Here is an 18,066-nt window from a genome sequence, read left to right as displayed (position 1 = left end):
ATGTTCGGTGACGAGTATTCGGTGACGAAGTGAGGGTGGTGAGGGCGGTGGCCAAGCGGCGCAAGCTCGGCAATCCACTGGCACTCACGGTGATGGTGCTGCTCGCGGAGCGCCCCATGCATCCGTACGAGATCGCCCAGACCCTCCGCCGGCGCGGCAAGCAGCACAGCGTCAAGATCAATTTCGGCTCGCTCTACACCGTGGTCCAGAACCTGGAGAAGCACGGCTATGTGGAGGTCACGGGCGTGCAGCGGCAGGGCAACCGCCCCGAGCGCACGCTGTACGGCATCACCGGGGCCGGGCGCGCCGAGATGCTGGACTGGCTGTCCGATCTGATCGCGGTGCCCGCCGCCGAGTTCCCCGTCTTCGACACCGCCCTGTCGCTGCTTCCGGTGCTGCCGCCGGACGAGGTGGCGGAGCTGCTGACCGACCGGGAGCAGGCGCAGACCGTCCAGGCGGCGGCCCTCCGGGGCGTGCTCACCCAACTGGGTGACGCGCTGCCCCGGGTCTTCGTCGTCGAGACGGAGTACCAGCTCCACATGATCGAGGCGCAGCTGGAGTGGATCAGGGGGTTCCGTAAGGAGCTCACCGACTCCACCATCAGCGGCATCGAGGAGTGGAAGTCGTTCCACGAGACCGGCGAGGTACCCCAGGACTGGCAGGAACTGGACGAGCAGGCCATCGTCCCTGCCCCCGGCCCCGAAAGCGGGGCGTGACGGAGGAGGACGGACCCGGAAAGAAGAAAAGACCCCGGCAGGAGCTGTTGGAGCAGCGCCCGCCGAGGTCTCGAACCCCGGACCGGACAAGCCGTGAAGGCACGCCAGGCGATCGAGGTGCGGCACACCCAGGATAGCCCGGCACTCCTCACGCGGACCGGCTCGGCCCACCGGGCACTCGGAGACCCGAGTGTCCAGCCGACCACAGGAGAGCTCCGCCATGAGCACCCGTGCGCCCGCCGTCCAGGCGCGGCAGCTGATCAAGACCTATCCAGGTGAGGTCACCGCGCTGAGCGGGATGGACCTCACCGTCGCGCCCGGCACCGTCTTCGGGCTCCTCGGCCCCAACGGGGCCGGGAAGTCCACCACCGTCAAGATCCTCACCACGCTCGCCCGCCCCGACTCCGGGACCGCGTCCGTCGCCGGGCACGACGTCCTGCGCCACCCCGACCGGGTCCGCGGGGCGATCGGTGTCGTCGCCCAGAAGTCCGGCGCCGACCCCGTCGCCACCGGCCGGGAGAACCTGGTGCTCCAGGGCCGCCTGTACGGGATGCGCGGCGCCGCCGTCCAGCGGCGGGCCGATGAGCTGCTGGACCGCTTCGACCTCGCCGACGCCGGGAAGCGCCAGGTCAAGGGGTACTCCGGCGGGATGCAGCGCCGCCTCGACGTGGCGCTCGGTCTCGTCCACCGCCCCGAGGTGCTCTTCCTCGACGAGCCGACCACCGGCCTCGACCCGGAGGCCCGCACGGCGATGTGGGAGGAGATCGCGCGGCTGGCCGCCGACGAGGGCCTCACGATCGTGCTCACCACGCACTACCTCGAAGAGGCCGACCGGCTCGCCGAGCGCATCGCGATCGTCGACCGCGGCCGCATCGTCGTCGAGGGCACCCCCGACGAACTCAAGGGCGAACTGCGCGGCGACGCCGTGCACATGGAGCTGCGCGCCGACGGCGACCGCGCCGCCACCGGCGCGGCGCTCGCCGGACTGCCCGGTGTCCACGAGGTGCTGGTCGAGGGCCGCCGGGTCAGCGTCCGTGCCGACGACGGCGCGGCCGCCGTCCCGGTGCTGCTCGCCGCGCTGGAACGGGCCGGGGCGGCCGTGGCCGCCGCCACGGTCGCCCGCCCCTCCCTCGACGACGTCTATCTGCGCTACGCCGGCCGCCGCTTCTCCGAGGCGGAGACCGCGGCCCCGCACCGCGTCCCCGCCCAGGCCGCCGCAGGAGGAACCCGATGAGCAGTCAGGCCCTCGCCCAGACCTGGTACATGACCCAGCGCCAGCTGACGGCGATCCTCCGGCAGCCGGTCTTCCTGGTGATCTCGCTGATCCAGCCGGTGATCTGGCTGTTCCTGTTCGGCAACCTCTTCAGGAAGGTCGTCGAACTCGGCGGCTTCGGCACCACGTCGTACCTGGACTACCTGATCCCGGGCATCGTCGTGATGAGCGCCCTGGGGTCGAGCATGTGGGCCGGCATGGGCACCCTGGAGGAGATCGAACGGGGCACGCTCAACCGCTTTCTGACGACACCCGTCAGCCGCAACGCCCTGATGAACGCCAACGTCGTGCAGAACGGCATCAGCACCGCCGTGCAGTCCCTGGTCATCGTCCTGCTCGGCTGGGCCGCGGGCGCCACCTACCCGGGCGGGGCGGGCGGACTGCTGATCCTGGTCGTCGCCTCGATCCTGCTCGGCACGGTCTTCGGGGCGTTCTCCAACGCCCTGGGCATGCTGGTCCGCCAGCGTGAGTCGATCATCGGCATCAACACCTTCCTGCTGCTGCCGCTGACCTTCCTGTCGTCGTCCTTCATGGCCCCGAGCCAGATGCCGTCCTGGATGCGCCACATCGCCGACTTCAACCCGGTCAACTGGGCGATGGTGGCCGGACGTTCGGCACTGACCCGGGAACCCGACTGGGGACTGGTGCTCAGCCGCGGGGGAGCGCTGCTGGCCCTCGCCGTGATCGCGGTGTGGCTGTCGACCCGCACCTTCCGCTCGTACCAGAAGTCCGTCTGACGGCAGCGGCCTCACCGGCCCGCCACCACGCCGTCCGCCCGGTCCGGGAGCCCGCTCCCGGACCGGGCGCCCCGGTTGCGGACCGCGCGCAGCACCAGGAAGACCAGCAGTCCGAACGGCGAGAGCAGGATGGTCAGGACCAGCAGCGGTCCCATCACGTACGGCGGGATGCCCAGCCGGCGGCTCTCCAGGAACATCCACTGCCCCAGCAGCAGGTCCCAGGCGATGACCTGGGCCCACACCGCTCCCGCCCCGTTCGACAGCGCGGTCAGATCGCGGAACGTGTCGATGTCCGGGCTGCGCACCGCCGTCCACAGCTCGGGCAGGACCGGCAGGGCCATCGCCGCATAGACGGCGAGGACCGGCAGGACGGTCAGGGGCGAGGCGGCGATCCGGGAGGTGACCGCCCGGCCCGGCGCGAAGATCATGAGCAGCCAGAAGGGTGCGGCCAGCAGGAACGCGATCTCGAACAGTGCGCCGGTCATGACACGAGCTCCTTGTCGGTGGTGCGGGAGGTGCGTGCGGGGGAGGAGGGGCGCAGCGCGCCGTACGTCCCGGCGGCCGTGGCGGCCAGGAGCAGCGCGGTGGCGACGAGCGTCGCGGCGTCGGGGTGGATCAGCGGCTGGCCGCGCAACGCCTGCCAGGCGACCAGGGCGGTGACCGCGGCATAGGAGCCGGAGGCGACCAGGACCAGGCGCAGCCGGACCCGGGGGTCGCGCAGCCGGGCTAGGCGCGGCGCCAGGGCGACCAGCGCCATCAGGAAGAGGGGGAGCAGTTGCAGAGCGTGCATCCCCACGAAGTGCGGGACGCGCAGATCGCCGCCGGTCGTCGACCAGCCGGTGAGCGCCATCGAGGGTCCGCCGTCCGGTACCCCCACGGAGTGCGCGCCGATCACATCGGCCGTGTCCAGGTTCCCGGCCGCGCGCTGCTCCTGCGAGGGCCGGGTCATCAGGAAGCCGAAGCCGGCGCCCACCAGCGCCAGGACGACGCCGGACCGGATCGCCCAGGCGGAGGCGCGGTCCGCGATGCGGGCGCGCATCAGCAGGATCGCGATGACCAGGGTGCCGGCCCACAGGATGACCACGGTGGCGCCCATCGCGGCGAAGAGCGACGCATCGAACGGGGTGGCGTTGTTGAAGTGGCTGCGCTTCCCCCGGACGACCTGCCCGACGATGATCGCCATCTCGGCGAGACTGGCCAGCGCGACCACGGTCCCGGCCCACCAGCCGGTGCGACGGCCCCGCGTGAGCAGTGTCAGCATCCAGGCGAGGGCGAGGGCGTACGCCACGAAGGAGACCGCGAACTTGAAGGGCTTGAACCAGATCGCCGAGCCCGCCAGGACCCGGTCGTCGACCAGCAGGCCGATGCCCGAGACGACCGCCGTCACGGCCATGGCGGCGGCGAAGACGACTAATGGACGGTGCCAGGTACGCCATTGCGGCATGAGATCCCCCTGAGATGATTATGGATAGCAGTGCTCTCCGCTATCCGATAGGGGAACTATCTATGATGAGGTGCGGGATGGCAAGCAGGAGAAGGGAGAACGCGCGGTGCGCATAGGCGAGTTGAGCCGCCGGTCCGGGGTTCCGGTACCGACGATCAAGTACTACGTACGGGAGGGGCTGCTGCCCGCGGGGCAGCTGACCAGCCCGAACCAGGCGAGTTACGACGCCGGGCACGAGCGCAGACTGCGGCTCATCCGCGCCCTCCTGGATGTCGGCGGGCTGCCGCTGGCGGCCATCGGGGACGTGCTGCGGGCGATGGAGGACCCCGCGCAGCCCGTGCACGAGGTGCTGGGCGCGGCGGCCAAGCGTCTCTCGCCGTCGCAGGGCGAGGAAGCCGGAGCCGAACTGGCCGACGCCCGCGAGGACGTGGCGGAACTGCTGCGGCGCAGGGGCTGGCTCTCCGGCGCGGACAGTCCGGGCGGGGAGTCCCTGGCCGAGGTGCTGGTGGCGGTGCGTCAGGCCGGGCACGGGGCGTTCGTCGAACTGCTCGACGACTACGCGGCGGCCGCCGAGCAGATCGCCCGGGTCGACCTCGACTGGGTCGGCAAACGCGAAGCGCGGGAGGACCTGGTGGAGCGCGTGGTCGTCGGCACGGTGCTGGGCGAGGCGATGTTCAACGCCCTGCGACGGCTCGCGCACGTGGACGCGTCGGCGCGGGCGTACAGCGAGGAGGCGGACGGCTGACCGGGCGCCGGAGCGCCCCGTCGGACATGACTGTGCCCCGGTCCGTAAGGGCCGGGGCATAGTCATGCGGCGGGCGAAGGCGTTACTCGGCGCTCTCCTGCTCGCGCTCCACCTGCGCGTTCCACTCGCGCTTGACCGAGCGCCAGGCGTCGTCGTTCTGGCCGAGCCGCCAGTAGCCGGAGATCGACAGCTGCGGCAGCGGGATCCCGCGGTCCAGCCGCAGATGGCGGCGGATCTCCTTGACGAAGCCGGCCTCGCCGTGGACGAAGGCCTGGACGTCGCCCGCGGGGAACTCCAGCCCCTTCACCGCGGCGGTGAGCGCCTCGCCGACGGGGCGGTCGCCCCGGTGCAGCCAGGTGACCTCGACGCCGTCCGGCGAGGCGATCTTCTGCTCCTCGGAGGCGTCCGAGACCTCGATGAACGCGTGCACCACCGCGCCCGCGGGCATCTGCTCCAGCGCCGCGGCCACGGCGGGCAGCGCGCTCTCGTCGCCCACCAGGAGGTGCCAGTCGGCCGAGGCGTCGGGGCCGTAACCCCCGCCGGGGCCCAGGAAGGTCACCTGGTCACCGGCCGCCGCACGCGCCGCCCACGGACCGGCCAGGCCCTCGTCGCCGTGCACCACGAAGTCGATCGCCAGCTCCCGGGCGGCCGGGTCCCAGGAACGCACCGTGTACGTGCGGGTGGTGGGCCACAGTTCGCGCGGGAACTCCTCGCGGATGCGGGCCATGTCGAAGGGGTGCGCGTAGTCCGCACCCTCGGGCGCGAAGCACAGCTTGACGTAGTGGTCGGTGAAGCCGGAGAGCGCGAAGCCGGCGAGACCGTCGCCGCCGAGCACCACCCGGATCATGTGCGGGGTGATCTGCTCGGTGCGCAGGACCTGCGCACCCTGCGCCGTGGGTGCCTGCCGCGCCGGTCGTTCTGCCACGAGGTTGTCTCCCTGGTACGGATGCCGAACCGGTGGTTCATACACGGACCATCGGTCTTAGGGTTACCTAACTTAACACCCCGGCGCCGGGGTGGGGAGGTAATCGATCCCTCAGGCCGTGAGCGTGACGAGCAGCCGTTGCAGGGCGCCGCCCAGCCCCCACTGGTCGGCGAGCGCCTCCAGCGTCGCGGGATCGCGCGGTTCGGCCGGCAGTACGGGGTCGAACCCGGGCAGCGGTACGTCCCCGGCGACCCGGACCACCGTCGGCGCGACGGCCACGTAGTCACGGGCCTCGTCGAGCCGCTTGCGCTGCGAGGGCGTCAGCCTGGCCGCCGGATCGCCGACCGCTGCCATGATCCCGGCGAGGTCGCCGAACGCGTCCAGCAGCTTCGCCGCCGTCTTCTCCCCGATGCCGGGGACGCCGGGCAGTCCGTCGCTCGGGTCGCCGCGCAGCAGCGCCAGGTCGACATAGCCGGAGCCGTCCACCCCGTACTTCTCGCGCAGCCAGGCCTCGTCCGTCACCTGGAGGGAGCCGACGCCCTTCAGCGGGTACAGCACCCGCACCCCGCGGGCGTCGTCGACCAGCTGGTAGAGGTCGCGGTCGCCGGTGACGATGTCGACCGGGCCGGTCGCCAGACCGGTCAGCGTGCCGATCACGTCGTCCGCCTCGTAGCCGTCGACGCCGACCCGGGCGATGCCGAGGGCGTCGAGCACGTCCGCGATGACCGGGACCTGCGGGGCCAGCGTGTCGGGCGTCTCCTCCTCGTCGGGCTGCCCCTCGCCGGTCTCCACCGCGACGCGGTGCGCCTTGTACGAGGGGATCAGGTCGACCCGCCACTGCGGACGCCAGTCGTTGTCCCAGCAGGCGACCAGATCGTCCGGCCGGTGGTCCTGCACGAGCCGGCCGATGAAGTCCAGCAGTCCGCGGACGGCGTTGACCGGGGTCCCGTCCGGTGCGCGCACCGAGTCGGGCACCCCGAAGTAGGCGCGGTAGTAGAGGGAGGCGGTGTCGAGGAGCATCAGGCGTCGCGTCACACCCCGATGATGCCGCACCCCACCGACAGTGGCCGCCGCGGACGCGGTTCCCGGACCCGGGCCGCTCTTTTGTGAGCTGGCTCACTCTTGTGTTTGCCCCGCATAAGCGGGGGCAGGCGCGGCATCGGAGCGGACCACGTCGCATTTTCAACTAGTGCACGTGCCATGCGGACCGAATCCGCACCGCTCCACGGTCTGCCGGAGGGGGTGGCAGACCGTTTTTCGGTTCAACGCGTGAGGTGTATGTGTCTAGGCTGCAAGCCGAACACTTGTACAAGGTCTTCGGCAGACGACCCGATCAAGCCGTGCAGAAACTCGAGAGCGGCACGGACCGCGACGAGCTGCGCGCCGACGGAACGACCGCAGCGGTGATCGACGCATCGTTCACCGTGGAACCGGGCCAGATCTTCGTCGTGATGGGTCTGTCCGGGTCCGGCAAGTCCACGTTGCTGCGCATGCTCAACGGACTGCTGGAGCCCACCGCGGGCAAGGTGCTCTTCGACGGACAGGACCTGACCGCCCTGAGCCCCGCCGAACTCCGCCACGTCCGCTCCACCAAGATCAGCATGGTGTTCCAGCACTTCGCGCTGTTCCCCCACCGCAGCGTCCTGGAGAACGCCGGCTACGGCCTCGAGGTGCAGGGTGTGCCGCGCGCCGAGCGCAACCGCCGTGCCACCGAGGCGCTGGAGATGACCGGCCTCGCCGGCTGGGAGAAGTCCTGGCCCGACGAGCTGTCCGGCGGCATGCAGCAGCGCGTCGGCCTGGCCCGCGCACTCGCCACCGACGCCGACCTGCTCCTGATGGACGAGTCCTTCAGCGCGCTCGACCCGCTGATCCGCCGCGACATGCAGGACCAGCTCCTGGAGCTGCAGAAGCGGCTGAAGAAGACCATCGTCTTCATCACCCACGACCTCAACGAGGCCATGCGCCTCGGTGACCGCATCGCGGTGATGCGCGACGGCGAGATAGTCCAGCTCGGCACCGCCGAGGACATCCTCGTCACGCCGGCCAACGACTACGTGGCCTCCTTCACCCAGGACGTGGACCGCTCCCGGGTGCTGACCGCGGGCGCCATCATGGCCGAACCGCACACCGTGATGGGCACCACCACGGACGACGGCAAGGAGCTGCGGACCCCCGCCGACGTCCTGCGGGAGGCCCCGGCCACCGTCACCGAGTCCACCCCGATCATCGAGCTGTTCACGCCCTGCTCGCGGAGCGGTGTCGCGGTCGCGGTGACCGACGGCAAGGGCAAGCTCACCGGCGTCGTGCCGCGGGCCCGCCTGCTCGCCGTCCTCGGTGAGCCGATGACCCCCGCCGAGGCTCCCCAGGACGCCGCGGCCTCCCTGAAGAAGGTGGCCAGTGTTTAGGCTCCACCTCGGCGACTGGGTCGACACGGCTGTCGACTGGCTCCAGAACCATCTGGCCTGGCTCTTCGACGCCATCAGCTCCGTCGTCAGCGGCATGTTCGACGGCATCGCCGCCGTCATCTCCGCCCCCGCACCCCTGCTCTTCGCCGGCATCGTCGCTGTCATCGCCTGGTGGCTGCGCGGTCTGCTCGCCGGTGTACTCGCGTTCGTCGGCTTCGCCCTCATCGACTCCGTCGATCTGTGGGACGAGGCGATGGACACGCTCACCCTGGTGCTCGTCGCGACGATCGTGACGCTGGTGCTGGCCGTACCCCTCGGCATCTGGGCGTCCCGCTCGAAGGCCGTCAGCGCGGTGACCCGGCCGGTCCTGGACTTCATGCAGACCATGCCCGCCATGGTCTACCTGATCCCCGGCGTCATCTTCTTCGGTGTCGGCGTGGTCCCCGGGATCATCGCCACCATCATCTTCGCGCTGCCCCCCGGCGTCCGGATGACCGAGCTCGGCATCCGCCAGGTCGACGGCGAACTCGTCGAGGCGGCCGAGGCCTTCGGTACCACCTCGCGCAACACCCTGCTGCGGGTGCAGCTGCCGCTGGCGCTGCCCACGATCATGGCGGGCATCAATCAGGTCATCATGCTGGGCCTGTCCATGGTGGTCATCGCCGGCATGGTCGGCGGCGGCGGCCTCGGTGGCGCCGTCTACCGCGCCATCGGCAACGTCGACGTCGGCCTCGGCTTCGAGGCGGGCATCTCCATCGTCGTCCTGGCGATGTACCTGGACCGGATGACCAGCGCCCTGGGCCGCGAGGTCTCCCCGCTGGCCCGCCGCGCGCTCGCCAAGGCGCAGGCGGTGACCGGCGGACTGAAGGTGTGGAACTACCGCCCGCAGCCCCTCGTCGCCGTGGCCGGCATCGTCGTCCTCGCCCTGGTGGCCGGCAGCATGAGCCTGTTCGGCACCACGGACTCGGACAGCACCGCGGGCTCCGACCCGAAGAACATCGGGGCCGGCAAGAAGATCAGCATGGGTTACATCCCGTGGGACGAGGGCATCGCCTCCACCTTCCTGTGGAAGGAACTGCTGGAGCAGCGCGGCTTCGAGGTCGACGCCAAGCAGTACGAGGCCGGCGCGCTGTACACCGGTATGGCGGGCGGTCAGATCGACTTCGAGACCGACTCCTGGCTGCCGGTCACCCACGCCGCGTACTGGAAGAAGTACAAGGACCGCCTGGAGGACATGGGATCCTGGTTCGGTCCCACCTCGCTGGAGCTGGCCGTCCCCTCGTACGTGAAGGGCGTCGACTCGCTCGACGACCTCAAGGGCAAGGCGTCCGACTTCAAGGGCCGCGTCGTCGGCATCGAGCCGAGCGCCGGTGAGACGGGCCTGCTCAAGGACAAGATCCTGCCGGGCTACGGCCTGGACAAGGAGTACAAGGTCGTCGACGGCTCCACGCCGTCCATGCTGGCCGAGCTGAAGCGCGCGTACGCCAAGAAGGAACCGATCGTCGTTCCGCTCTGGTCGCCGCACTGGGCGTACAACCAGTACGAGCTGACCAAGCTCAAGGACCCCAAGAACCTCTGGGGCAAGGGCGACGGCATCCACACGCTGACCCGCAAGGGCTTCTCCGACGAGAACCCCGAGGTCGGCGGCTGGCTCAAGAACTTCAAGATGACCGAGGACCAGCTCACCAGTCTTGAGGCGCAGATCCAGAAGAGCGGAGCCGGCAAGGAGCAGGAGGCCGTCCGCACCTGGCTCAAGGCCAACCCGGGATTCGCCGACAAGGCGGCCCCGGTGAAGAAGGCCGCCTCCTCAAAGGGCGCCAACGGCAAGGACGAGCGCGAGCGCACCGTCGAGATGGCCTGGTTCCCCTGGGAGGAGGACATCGCCGCCACGTACCTGTGGAAGGCCGTCCTGGAGGACCGCGGCTACAAGATCAACCTCAAGCAGTTCGAGGTCGGTCCGATGTACACCGCGATGTCCCGCGGCCAGCTCGACGTGCAGTTCGACGGCTGGCTGCCGTACACCCAGAAGAACTACTGGGACAAGTACGGCTCCAAGCTCACCGACATCGGCTCGTGGTACGGCCCGACCTCCATCGAGGTCGCGGTGCCCGACTACGTCAAGGGCGTGAAGACCCTGGCCGACCTCAAGGGCAAGAGCGATCAGTTCAAGGGCCGCATCGTCGGGATCGAGCCGGGCACGGCCACGATGGAGAACCTGAAGAAGAACGTGCTGCCGTCGTACGGCCTCGATAAGGAGTACAAGGTCCTCGACTCCTCGACGCCCGGCATGCTCGCCGAGCTGAAGCGCGCGTACGCCAAGAAGGAGCCCATCGCCGTCCTGCTGTGGACCCCGCACTGGGCGTACAGCGAGTACGGGATGACGAAGCTCCAGGACCCGAAGAAGGCGTTCGGTGACGGCGACCGGCTGCACACCATCGCCTCCAAGGACTTCCCGAAGAACTACCCGCAGCTGACCAAGTGGTTCAAGGACTTCAAGCTCAGCGAGGACCAGCTCGCCGGCCTGGAGAACCAGATCCAGAAGCTCGGTACGGGACACGAGGAGGAAGCCGTGAAGGCCTGGATGGAGAAGAACCCGGGCATCGCGGACAAGATGGCACCTCAGCAGTAACAGCGGCCCGGCCCCTTCGGGGGCGGCGGCACGGAGAGGGGTGGGCACCGCCGGCGGCGGCGCCCACCCCTCTCCGGCTGTCCGGACATCCCGATTACCCGCCGTCCTTGCGCAACGGTGTGCGTAAGGTGCTGGCAGCCGGAAGGATGGCGAGTCGGGAGGGAGCCGGACAATGGACGACAAGGAAACACTCCGGGTGGGTGCCGCGGTCCGCCGACAGCGCAGATCCCTGGGACTGACCCTGGCCGCGGTCGCCGCGCGCAGCGGCCTGTCCGTACCGTTCCTCAGCCAGATCGAGAACGAACGGGCCAGACCCAGCCCGCGTTCCCTGGACCGGGTCGCCGAAGCGCTGGAGACCACCACCGCCCGGCTCCGCGCCGCCGCGGACTCGGCCCGCGCGGTCGATGTCGTGCGCGGCGGCGACGAGGACGGCGTACGCCGGGTGGTGCGCGGGCGCCATCAGCTCAGCGCCCTCGAATTCACCGGGGAGCTGGACCTCGGGCGCGAGTTCCAGCACCGCAACGACGAGGTGATGTACGTCGCGGAGGGCGCCGCCGAGGTGGAGGCCGAGGGGCAGGCCTACCGGCTGGAGCGCGGCGACACGCTGTTCCTCTCGGGCGGGGTGCGGCATCGCTGGCGGGCCACCGTCCCCGGCACCCGGCTGCTGGTCGTCGCGGTCGCCGAGCACATCGACGCCACGTTCGACCCGCGGCGCTGAGAGGGACCGGACCGGTTCCGCGACCAGGAGGTGTTCCCGTGCGCGTCGTCTCCCTCGTCCCCTCGCTCACCGAGGCCCTCGCCGAGAGCGGCCCCGGGCTGCTCGTCGGCGTCACGGACTGGTGCACCCACCCGGCGGGACTGGACGCCGCCCGTGTCGGGGGCACGAAGAATCCCGACGTGCCCGCGATCCTCGCCCTCCGGCCCGATCTCGTCGTGGCCAACGAGGAGGAGAACCGCGCACCCGACCTCGCCGCGCTGCGCGACGCCGGCACCGAGGTCCTCGTCACCACCGTCCGCACCCTCGACGAGGCCCTGGCGGAGCTGGACCGGGTCCTGACCGGCGCCTGCGGTCTGCCGAGGCCACGCTGGCTGGACGAGGCCGAGGCGGCCTGGTCCGCCCTGCCGCGGCCCGGTGTCCCGCGCCGCGCGATCGTCCCCGTCTGGCGCAGGCCCTGGATGGTGCTGGGCCGCGACACCTTCGCCGGCGACCTGCTGGCCCGGCTCGGGGTGGCCAACGTCTACGCGGACCACGCCGAGCGCTACCCCCGCATCCCCCTGGACGAGCTGACCGCGGCCGGCGCCGACCTGGTCGTCCTGCCCGACGAGCCGTACCGCTTCACCGCCGACGACGGCCCCGAGGCCTTCCCCGCGCTGCCCGCCGCGCTCGTCGACGGCCGGTATCTCACGTGGTACGGGCCGTCACTGGTGCGGGCCCCCGCGGCGCTGCGAGCAGCGCTCCGCTGAGCAGCCCGCGCACCGTGCGCGCCCCGGCCACCGCCCAGGCCGCCACCAGCAGGACGTACAGCGCGACGGCCAGCCAGCCGAACGCCGTCAGGCCGGTGTGCCGGGCCAGCCCGGCGGCGCCCGTCACACACGTCCCGACGGGGAAGGTGAAGCCCCACCACGTCATGGCGAACGTCATCCCGCCCCGCACCGCCCGCACCACCAGCGCGGCCGACAGCGCCAGCCACAGCAGCGCGAACCCCATCACCGGCACTCCGTACAGCACGGCGAACGCGCCGAGCGCCGAGGCGTACGGTGCCCGGATCGCACCCGGCGCCACATCGGCGAGCGCGTTGACCGCGGTCGTCGACTGGCCCAGCGGGCCGAGCACCAGGAACAGCGTGGGCGTCAGCACGAGCGGCAGCGGCCCCTGGTGGACCAGCCGGGCGAAGACCAGCGGCAGCATCACCAGCGTGGCCAGCAGGCTCAGCCCGAACATCGCGTAACAGGCGAGCAGCAGCGCCTCCCGCCACTGGCCCTCCGGCAGCTCCGGCACCAGCAGCGGGCCGAGCGCCGCGGACACCATGGGCGCCACCACCGGCAGCAGCCACACCGGCGACGCGGTCCCGGGCCCGGGACGGTGGCGGACGATCATCAGGTACGGAATCGCCACGGCGGCCGCGAGACCGGTCAGCGTGCCCGCGGTGAACAGCACGACGTCCAGGACCAGGGCCGCCTGATGCCCGATCACGTCCTTGCCGACGACCATGCCGGAGCCCCCCACGGCCAGCAGCGCCATCGGGAGACAGCCGTAGAAGGGGGCGACCGCCGGGTCCTGGAGATGGGCCCGGGCCTGGTCGCGGTGGGCCGACCAGTGCCCGGCGCGAGCCGTGAGCACGGCGGCCAGCAGCACCGCGGAGAGCACCCACACCAGCGAGCAGGCCGCCCGCAGCCCGGGGACGTGCACCGGCAGCGCGGCGCCCGCACTCGCCACGATCGCGGTGCCCATGACGGTCGCGTACCAGTTGGGGCCGAAGTGCCGCAGGGCCGGCCGCCGGACGGTGCCGGCGTACGGAAGAGCGGTGCGGGTCTGCGGAAAGATGGCCATGCCACGATTTTCGGCGCCCCGGCCGTCCCCCACCAGGGAGTCCCGGTCTATGAGGTCATAAGGTGGACTTATGTCCAGCGATCCACCTGCCCTTCTGTCCCACCGGGTGCCCGATCTCGGCGCACTGGAGCTGCTCATCGCCGTCGCCCGGCACGGCAGCCTCGGACGGGCCGCCCGGGACGTCGGCATCACCCAGCCCGCCGCCAGCAGCCGCATCCGCTCCATGGAGCGGCAGCTCGGCCTCGCCCTCCTGGACCGCTCGCCCCGCGGCTCCCGGCTCACCGACGCGGGCGCCCTCGTCACCGACTGGGCGCGCCGGGTCGTCGAGGCGGCCGAGGCGTTCGACGCGGGCGCCCAGGCGCTGCGCGACCGCCGAGACTCCCGGCTGCGGGTCGCCGCCTCCATGACGATCGCCGAATACCTCCTCCCGGGCTGGCTGATAGCGCTGCGCGGCGACCGCCCGGACACCGCCGTGTCGCTGCTCGCCGGCAACTCCGCCGCGGTCGCCCGGCGGCTGCTCAGCGGCGAGGCCGACCTCGGCTTCGTCGAGGGACTCTCCGTCCCCGAGGGGCTCGACGGCACGGTCATCGCCCACGACCGCCTGGTCGTGGTCGTCGCCCCGTCCCACCCCTGGGCCCGCCGCCGCACCCCGCTGACCCCGCAGGAGCTGGCCGGGACCCCGCTGATCCTGCGCGAACACGGCTCCGGCACCCGGCAGGTCCTGGACGCCGCCCTCGCCGTCCACGGCGGACTCGCGCAGCCCCTCCTCGAACTCTCCTCCACGACCGCGGTGAAGGGGGCCGCCGAGAGCGGCGCGGGGCCCTGCGTCCTCAGCGAACTCGCGCTCGGCGAGGAACTCTCGGCCCGGCGCCTGGTCAAGGTGCCGATCGCCGGGGTCCGGCTGCGCCGCCAGCTCCGCGCGGTCTGGCCCTCCGGCCACCGCCCCACCGGACCGGCCCGCGACCTGCTCTCCCTGACCCGGTCGGGCCCGCCCGGCGACTGAGGGCGGCGGGCGGACAAATCCGTTGGCCGGTCCGCCGGGCCGAGCGGAAGGATGTCCGGATGACCGTGACCGCACCGCCCGCGGAGGGCGTCCGCCACCGCCGGGCCTGCCGACCGTCAGGGCCTTCCAGGCGGCGCAGGGCGCGGCCGCGCTGGACTGGCTGCGGCGCAGGACCGGCCGGGACGCCGGCACCCTCTACCGCCGCGCCACGTAGTACACGTTCAGGATGTCGCCCTCGACGCGCCGCGTGTCGATCCGGCCGAACCCGGCCTCGCCGAGCATCCGCCGGGCGGTCTGCTCACCCCACACGGTGCCCAGCCCCTCACCGCCCTCGCCCAGCGAGACGCTCATGCAGTAGAACACCGAGAACGTGTACAGCGCCGGGCCCAGCGGGTGGTCGATGTTCTCCTCCAGCCGGCTGGACGCCGCGATGTCGCCCATCAGGAACACACCGTCCGGCGCCAGCGAGGCGGCGACGGCGGCCAGTGCGCGGGCAGGCCTGGCCAGGTCGTGGATGACGTCGAACGCCGTGACCAGGTCGTAGGAGCCGGACACCTCGGCGCAGTCGCCGATGTCGAAGGCGGTGTTGGACAGCCCCAGTGCGGCGGCCTCGGCGCGCGCGGCGGCGATGCCCTCGTCGGACATGTCGAGCCCCTGGAAGCGGCTCGCCGGGAAGGCCCGGGCCAGGACGTTGACCGCGTGGCCGTGGCCGGTGCCGATGTCCAGCACCTCGATGCCCGCGCGCAGCCGTTCCGGGAGGCCGGGCACCAGCGGCACGATCCCGTTCACCAGCGCCAGGTCGAAGACCTCGCCGGACTCCTCCGCCTGAAGCGACTGGAACCGCGGGAACGCCGAGTACGGCAGCCCGCCGCCGGTCCGGAACGCCTCCAGCACCTGCTGCTCGACCTCGCCCATCATGCCGAAGTCCTGTGCGATCCGGGCCAGGTTGGCGGGGCCGGCCGCCCGCGTCAGCGAGGCCGCGTGCTCGGGCGGCAGCGCGTACGTGCCCGGCCCGGGCTCGTAGTCGACGATGCCCCCGACGACCATCGCGCCCAGCCACTCCCGGACGTACCGCTCGTTCAGCCCGGCGGCCCGCGCGATCTCCGCACCGGTGGCCGGAGCCATGCCGGACATCGTGTCGAACAGACCGCTCTGGTGGCCCAGACCCGTCATCAAGCCCAGACAGGTGTCGTTCACCACCTGCACCATGCGACCCGCGAACGCCTCCTGCTTCACCGTGTCCGGTGTGATGACGGACATCGCTCCTCCTCTCGCCATCGGGCCACGAGGGGAGGCGGGGCAGTGCGGCCGGCCGCGCTCACGGCGGGCGGCCCGACAGGACGGCGACGGACGGACTCCTGCCCGTAACGCTACGCCGCGGGGGCGCCGGCGGCCGCCCGGGACCGCGGCCGTTCCCGCGACACCCACCGGACGCGCCGGGCACCCGCCGCCTCAGCCGGCCTGCGCGGCCGCCACCAACGCCCCCATCACCCGCACGTCGTCGCCCATCTCCGGATGCCACTGCACCCCCAGCACCCACCCGGGCCCCGGGCGCTCGACCGCCTCCACCGTGCCGTCGTCCGCATGCGCCGAGGCCACCAGACCCGCACCGATCCGGTCCACGGCCTGATGGTGGTAGGTGGGCACGTCGCACACGCCCGGCACCACGGAGGCGTACCGCGTGCCCGGCACCGGTGTCACCCGGTGCGTGCCGAACACCCCTGTCGCCCCGTCAGGCCCCGTGTGCCCGTCCAGATGCTGGGTCAGCGTGCCGCCGGACGCCACGTTCAGCAGCTGCATCCCGCGGCAGATCCCGAGCAACGGCGTGCCGGAGTCCAGGGCCGCCGCGATCAGCGCCGTCTCCCAGCCGTCCCGCTCGGGCGCGGCCGGCCCGGTCCGCGGGTCGCGCCCCGCCCCGTACCGGCCGGGATCCACATCCGGACCACCGGCCACCACCACCGCGTCGAGCCGGGCCACCAGCGACGCCGCGAGCTCCGGCGCGTCCGGCGGCAGGAGTACCGCCACCCCGCCCGCCTCCCGCACCAGCCGGGCGTAACCCGCGGGCAGCAGCGTCGCCGGAAGATCCCAGACGCCCCAGCGCGCCGAGGCCACCAGATAGGTGCTGATCCCGATCAGCGGACGGTTCATCGGACGCCTCATTTCACTCGCACGGCACGCGGAACGAACCGGCACCGTATCCAAATCCCTTGCCCCGCCCGTAGATTTGGATCATCTGTCGGCCCGCGAGGAGAGGATCCATCCGTGTCCGACCGAACAGCCCCGCTCGCCGTCGAGGAACTCCGCCTCCTCGTCGACAGCGGAGAGATCGACACCGTGGTCCTGGCCTTCCCCGACATGCAGGGACGCCTCCAGGGCAAACGCTTCGCCGCCTCCTTCTTCCTCGACGAGGTCGTCACGCACGGCACCGAGGGCTGCAACTACCTCCTCGCCGTCGACACCGACATGAACACCGTCGACGGCTACGCCATGTCCTCCTGGGACCGCGGCTACGGCGACTTCGCGATGCACCCCGACCTCACCACCCTGCGCCGGGTGCCCTGGCACGAGGGCACCGCGATGGTCACCGCCGACCTCGCCTGGGCCGACGGCTCACCCGTCACCGCGGCGCCCCGCCAGATCCTGCGCCGCCAGCTGGAGCGCCTCGCGGAGCACGGCTACACGGCCCACACCGGCACCGAACTCGAGTTCATCGTCTTCAAGGACACCTACGAACAGGCCTGGGACCGCGGCTACCGCGACCTGACCCCGGTCAACCAGTACAACGTCGACTACTCCGTCCTCGGGACCGGCCGCGTCGAGCCGCTGCTGCGCCGCATCCGCAACGAGATGGCGGGCGCCGGCCTCACCGTCGAGTCCGCGAAGGGCGAGTGCAACCCCGGCCAGCACGAGATCGTGTTCCGCTACGACGAGGCCCTCGTCACCTGCGACCAGCACGCCGTCTACAAGACCGGCGCCAAGGAGATCGCGGCGCAGGAAGGGGCCGCGCTCACCTTCATGGCCAAGTTCAACGAGCGCGAGGGCAACTCCTGCCACATCCACCTCTCGCTCCGGCCCACGGGCGAGCCCGGCCGCAGCGCCATGCCGGACACCGACGGCACCATGTCCCCGGTCATGCGGCACTTCCTGGCCGGCCAGCTCGCCGCCCTGCGCGACTTCTCCCTCCTGTACGCGCCGAACATCAACTCCTACAAGCGCTTCCAGCCCGGCTCGTTCGCCCCGACCGCCGTCGCCTGGGGCCACGACAACCGCACCTGCGCGCTGCGCGTCGTCGGCCACGGCCAGTCGCTGCGCCTGGAGAACCGGCTCCCCGGCGGCGACGTCAACCCCTACCTCGCCGTCGCCGGACTCGTCGCCGCGGGTCTGTACGGCATCGAGCACTCCCTCGAACTCCCCGAGCCGTGCGAGGGCAACGCCTACGCCGCCGCGTACGACCAGGTCCCCACCACGCTGCGCGCGGCGGCCGGGCTCTGGGAGGACAGTGAGATCGCCCGCGAGGCCTTCGGCGACGAGGTCGTCGCGCACTACGCCAACATGGCGCGCGTCGAACTCGACGCCTTCGACGCGGCGGTGACCGACTGGGAACTCCGACGCTCCTTCGAACGCCTGTGAGGGCCGCC

At 71.7% G+C, this 18,066-nt stretch carries 17 protein-coding genes; 10 read left to right on the top strand and 7 right to left on the bottom strand.

Annotated elements, in window-relative coordinates; translation table 11 throughout:
• Nucleotides 1-47 precede the first annotated feature (47 nt).
• From OG408_RS07985 to OG408_RS07975, 3 genes are all read left to right on the top strand, one after another.
• Nucleotides 48-716, top strand: a complete 669-nt coding sequence (locus OG408_RS07985) for a PadR family transcriptional regulator (RefSeq protein ID WP_326674493.1) — start codon at nucleotides 48-50, stop codon at nucleotides 714-716.
• 220 nt (nucleotides 717-936) lie between these two features.
• Nucleotides 937-1,950 carry an ABC transporter ATP-binding protein gene (locus tag OG408_RS07980; RefSeq protein ID WP_285573103.1) on the top strand — a complete coding sequence of 338 codons (1,014 nt, stop codon included), beginning with the start codon at nucleotides 937-939 and terminating at the stop codon, nucleotides 1,948-1,950.
• Nucleotides 1,947-2,726: an ABC transporter permease gene (locus OG408_RS07975; RefSeq protein WP_266776807.1), complete on the top strand. Its 780-nt coding sequence runs from the start codon at nucleotides 1,947-1,949 to the stop codon at nucleotides 2,724-2,726. The genes OG408_RS07980 and OG408_RS07975 overlap by 4 nt, the downstream gene beginning before the upstream one ends.
• A gap of 11 nt (nucleotides 2,727-2,737) precedes the next feature.
• Here OG408_RS07975 and OG408_RS07970 read toward each other — a convergent pair whose 3' ends face one another.
• Both OG408_RS07970 and OG408_RS07965 read right to left on the bottom strand, forming a co-directional pair.
• The gene (locus OG408_RS07970; protein ID WP_266776805.1) at nucleotides 2,738-3,211 is read right to left on the bottom strand and encodes an ABA4-like family protein; all 474 of its coding nucleotides are present in this window, start codon (nucleotides 3,209-3,211) and stop codon (nucleotides 2,738-2,740) included.
• Nucleotides 3,208-4,170 carry a hypothetical protein gene (locus tag OG408_RS07965; protein ID WP_266776803.1) on the bottom strand — a complete coding sequence of 321 codons (963 nt, stop codon included), beginning with the start codon at nucleotides 4,168-4,170 and terminating at the stop codon, nucleotides 3,208-3,210. Before OG408_RS07965 ends, OG408_RS07970 begins: the two co-directional genes overlap by 4 nt.
• Nucleotides 4,171-4,276: 106 nt before the next feature.
• Between OG408_RS07965 and OG408_RS07960 the strand changes: the two genes are divergently transcribed.
• Nucleotides 4,277-4,915, top strand: a complete 639-nt coding sequence (locus OG408_RS07960; protein ID WP_266776802.1) for a MerR family transcriptional regulator — start codon at nucleotides 4,277-4,279, stop codon at nucleotides 4,913-4,915.
• Nucleotides 4,916-4,997: 82 nt separating this feature from the next.
• Here the strand turns inward: OG408_RS07960 and OG408_RS07955 are convergent, their stop codons facing one another.
• Entirely contained in the window at nucleotides 4,998-5,840 is an 843-nt protein-coding gene (locus OG408_RS07955; protein WP_266776800.1) for a siderophore-interacting protein, read from the bottom strand.
• 111 nt (nucleotides 5,841-5,951) lie between these two features.
• Nucleotides 5,952-6,860: a 5'-3' exonuclease gene (locus OG408_RS07950; protein WP_266786021.1), complete on the bottom strand. Its 909-nt coding sequence runs from the start codon at nucleotides 6,858-6,860 to the stop codon at nucleotides 5,952-5,954.
• A gap of 320 nt (nucleotides 6,861-7,180) precedes the next feature.
• Here OG408_RS07950 and OG408_RS07945 point away from each other — a divergent pair, with 320 nt between their 5' ends.
• The 4 genes from OG408_RS07945 to OG408_RS07930 all read left to right on the top strand — a co-directional run bounded on the left by OG408_RS07945 (nucleotide 7,181) and on the right by OG408_RS07930 (nucleotide 12,338).
• Entirely contained in the window at nucleotides 7,181-8,245 is a 1,065-nt protein-coding gene (locus tag OG408_RS07945; RefSeq protein ID WP_326669095.1) for a quaternary amine ABC transporter ATP-binding protein, read from the top strand.
• Complete coding sequence (locus tag OG408_RS07940; protein ID WP_266776796.1) at nucleotides 8,238-10,874, top strand: ABC transporter permease/substrate binding protein; 2,637 nt, start codon at nucleotides 8,238-8,240, stop codon at nucleotides 10,872-10,874. Before OG408_RS07945 ends, OG408_RS07940 begins: the two co-directional genes overlap by 8 nt.
• A gap of 172 nt (nucleotides 10,875-11,046) precedes the next feature.
• Nucleotides 11,047-11,592 carry a helix-turn-helix transcriptional regulator gene (locus tag OG408_RS07935; protein WP_285572333.1) on the top strand — a complete coding sequence of 182 codons (546 nt, stop codon included), beginning with the start codon at nucleotides 11,047-11,049 and terminating at the stop codon, nucleotides 11,590-11,592.
• 38 nt (nucleotides 11,593-11,630) lie between these two features.
• On the top strand, nucleotides 11,631-12,338 hold the full coding sequence (locus tag OG408_RS07930; RefSeq protein ID WP_266776792.1) for a helical backbone metal receptor: 708 nt from the start codon (nucleotides 11,631-11,633) through the stop codon (nucleotides 12,336-12,338).
• Here OG408_RS07930 and OG408_RS07925 read toward each other — a convergent pair.
• Nucleotides 12,277-13,425, bottom strand: coding sequence for a TDT family transporter (locus OG408_RS07925; protein WP_326669091.1), 1,149 nt, complete (start codon nucleotides 13,423-13,425; stop codon nucleotides 12,277-12,279). The genes OG408_RS07930 and OG408_RS07925 overlap by 62 nt on opposite strands.
• 70 nt (nucleotides 13,426-13,495) lie before the next feature.
• On the opposite strand from OG408_RS07925, the gene OG408_RS07920 reads away from it, so the two are divergent.
• Complete coding sequence (locus tag OG408_RS07920) at nucleotides 13,496-14,428, top strand: LysR family transcriptional regulator (RefSeq protein ID WP_266776788.1); 933 nt, start codon at nucleotides 13,496-13,498, stop codon at nucleotides 14,426-14,428.
• 195 nt (nucleotides 14,429-14,623) lie between these two features.
• Here OG408_RS07920 and OG408_RS07915 read toward each other — a convergent pair whose 3' ends face one another.
• Nucleotides 14,624-15,688 (bottom strand): class I SAM-dependent methyltransferase, encoded by a 1,065-nt coding sequence (locus OG408_RS07915; protein WP_266776786.1) that lies wholly within the window; start codon nucleotides 15,686-15,688, stop codon nucleotides 14,624-14,626.
• Nucleotides 15,689-15,880: 192 nt separating this feature from the next.
• Entirely contained in the window at nucleotides 15,881-16,576 is a 696-nt protein-coding gene (locus tag OG408_RS07910) for a gamma-glutamyl-gamma-aminobutyrate hydrolase family protein (RefSeq protein ID WP_266776784.1), read from the bottom strand.
• 114 nt (nucleotides 16,577-16,690) lie between these two features.
• Here OG408_RS07910 and OG408_RS07905 point away from each other — a divergent pair, with 114 nt between their 5' ends.
• The gene (locus OG408_RS07905) at nucleotides 16,691-18,058 is read left to right on the top strand and encodes a glutamine synthetase family protein (protein ID WP_266776782.1); all 1,368 of its coding nucleotides are present in this window, start codon (nucleotides 16,691-16,693) and stop codon (nucleotides 18,056-18,058) included.
• Nucleotides 18,059-18,066 lie beyond the last annotated feature (8 nt).

Origin of the sequence: Streptomyces sp. NBC_01257, assembly GCF_035917255.1 — a bacterium.
GTDB lineage: Bacteria > Actinomycetota > Actinomycetes > Streptomycetales > Streptomycetaceae > Streptomyces.
The sequence above is the reverse complement of the archived record's forward strand: the minus strand, read 5'-3'. Positions and strand labels throughout refer to the sequence as shown.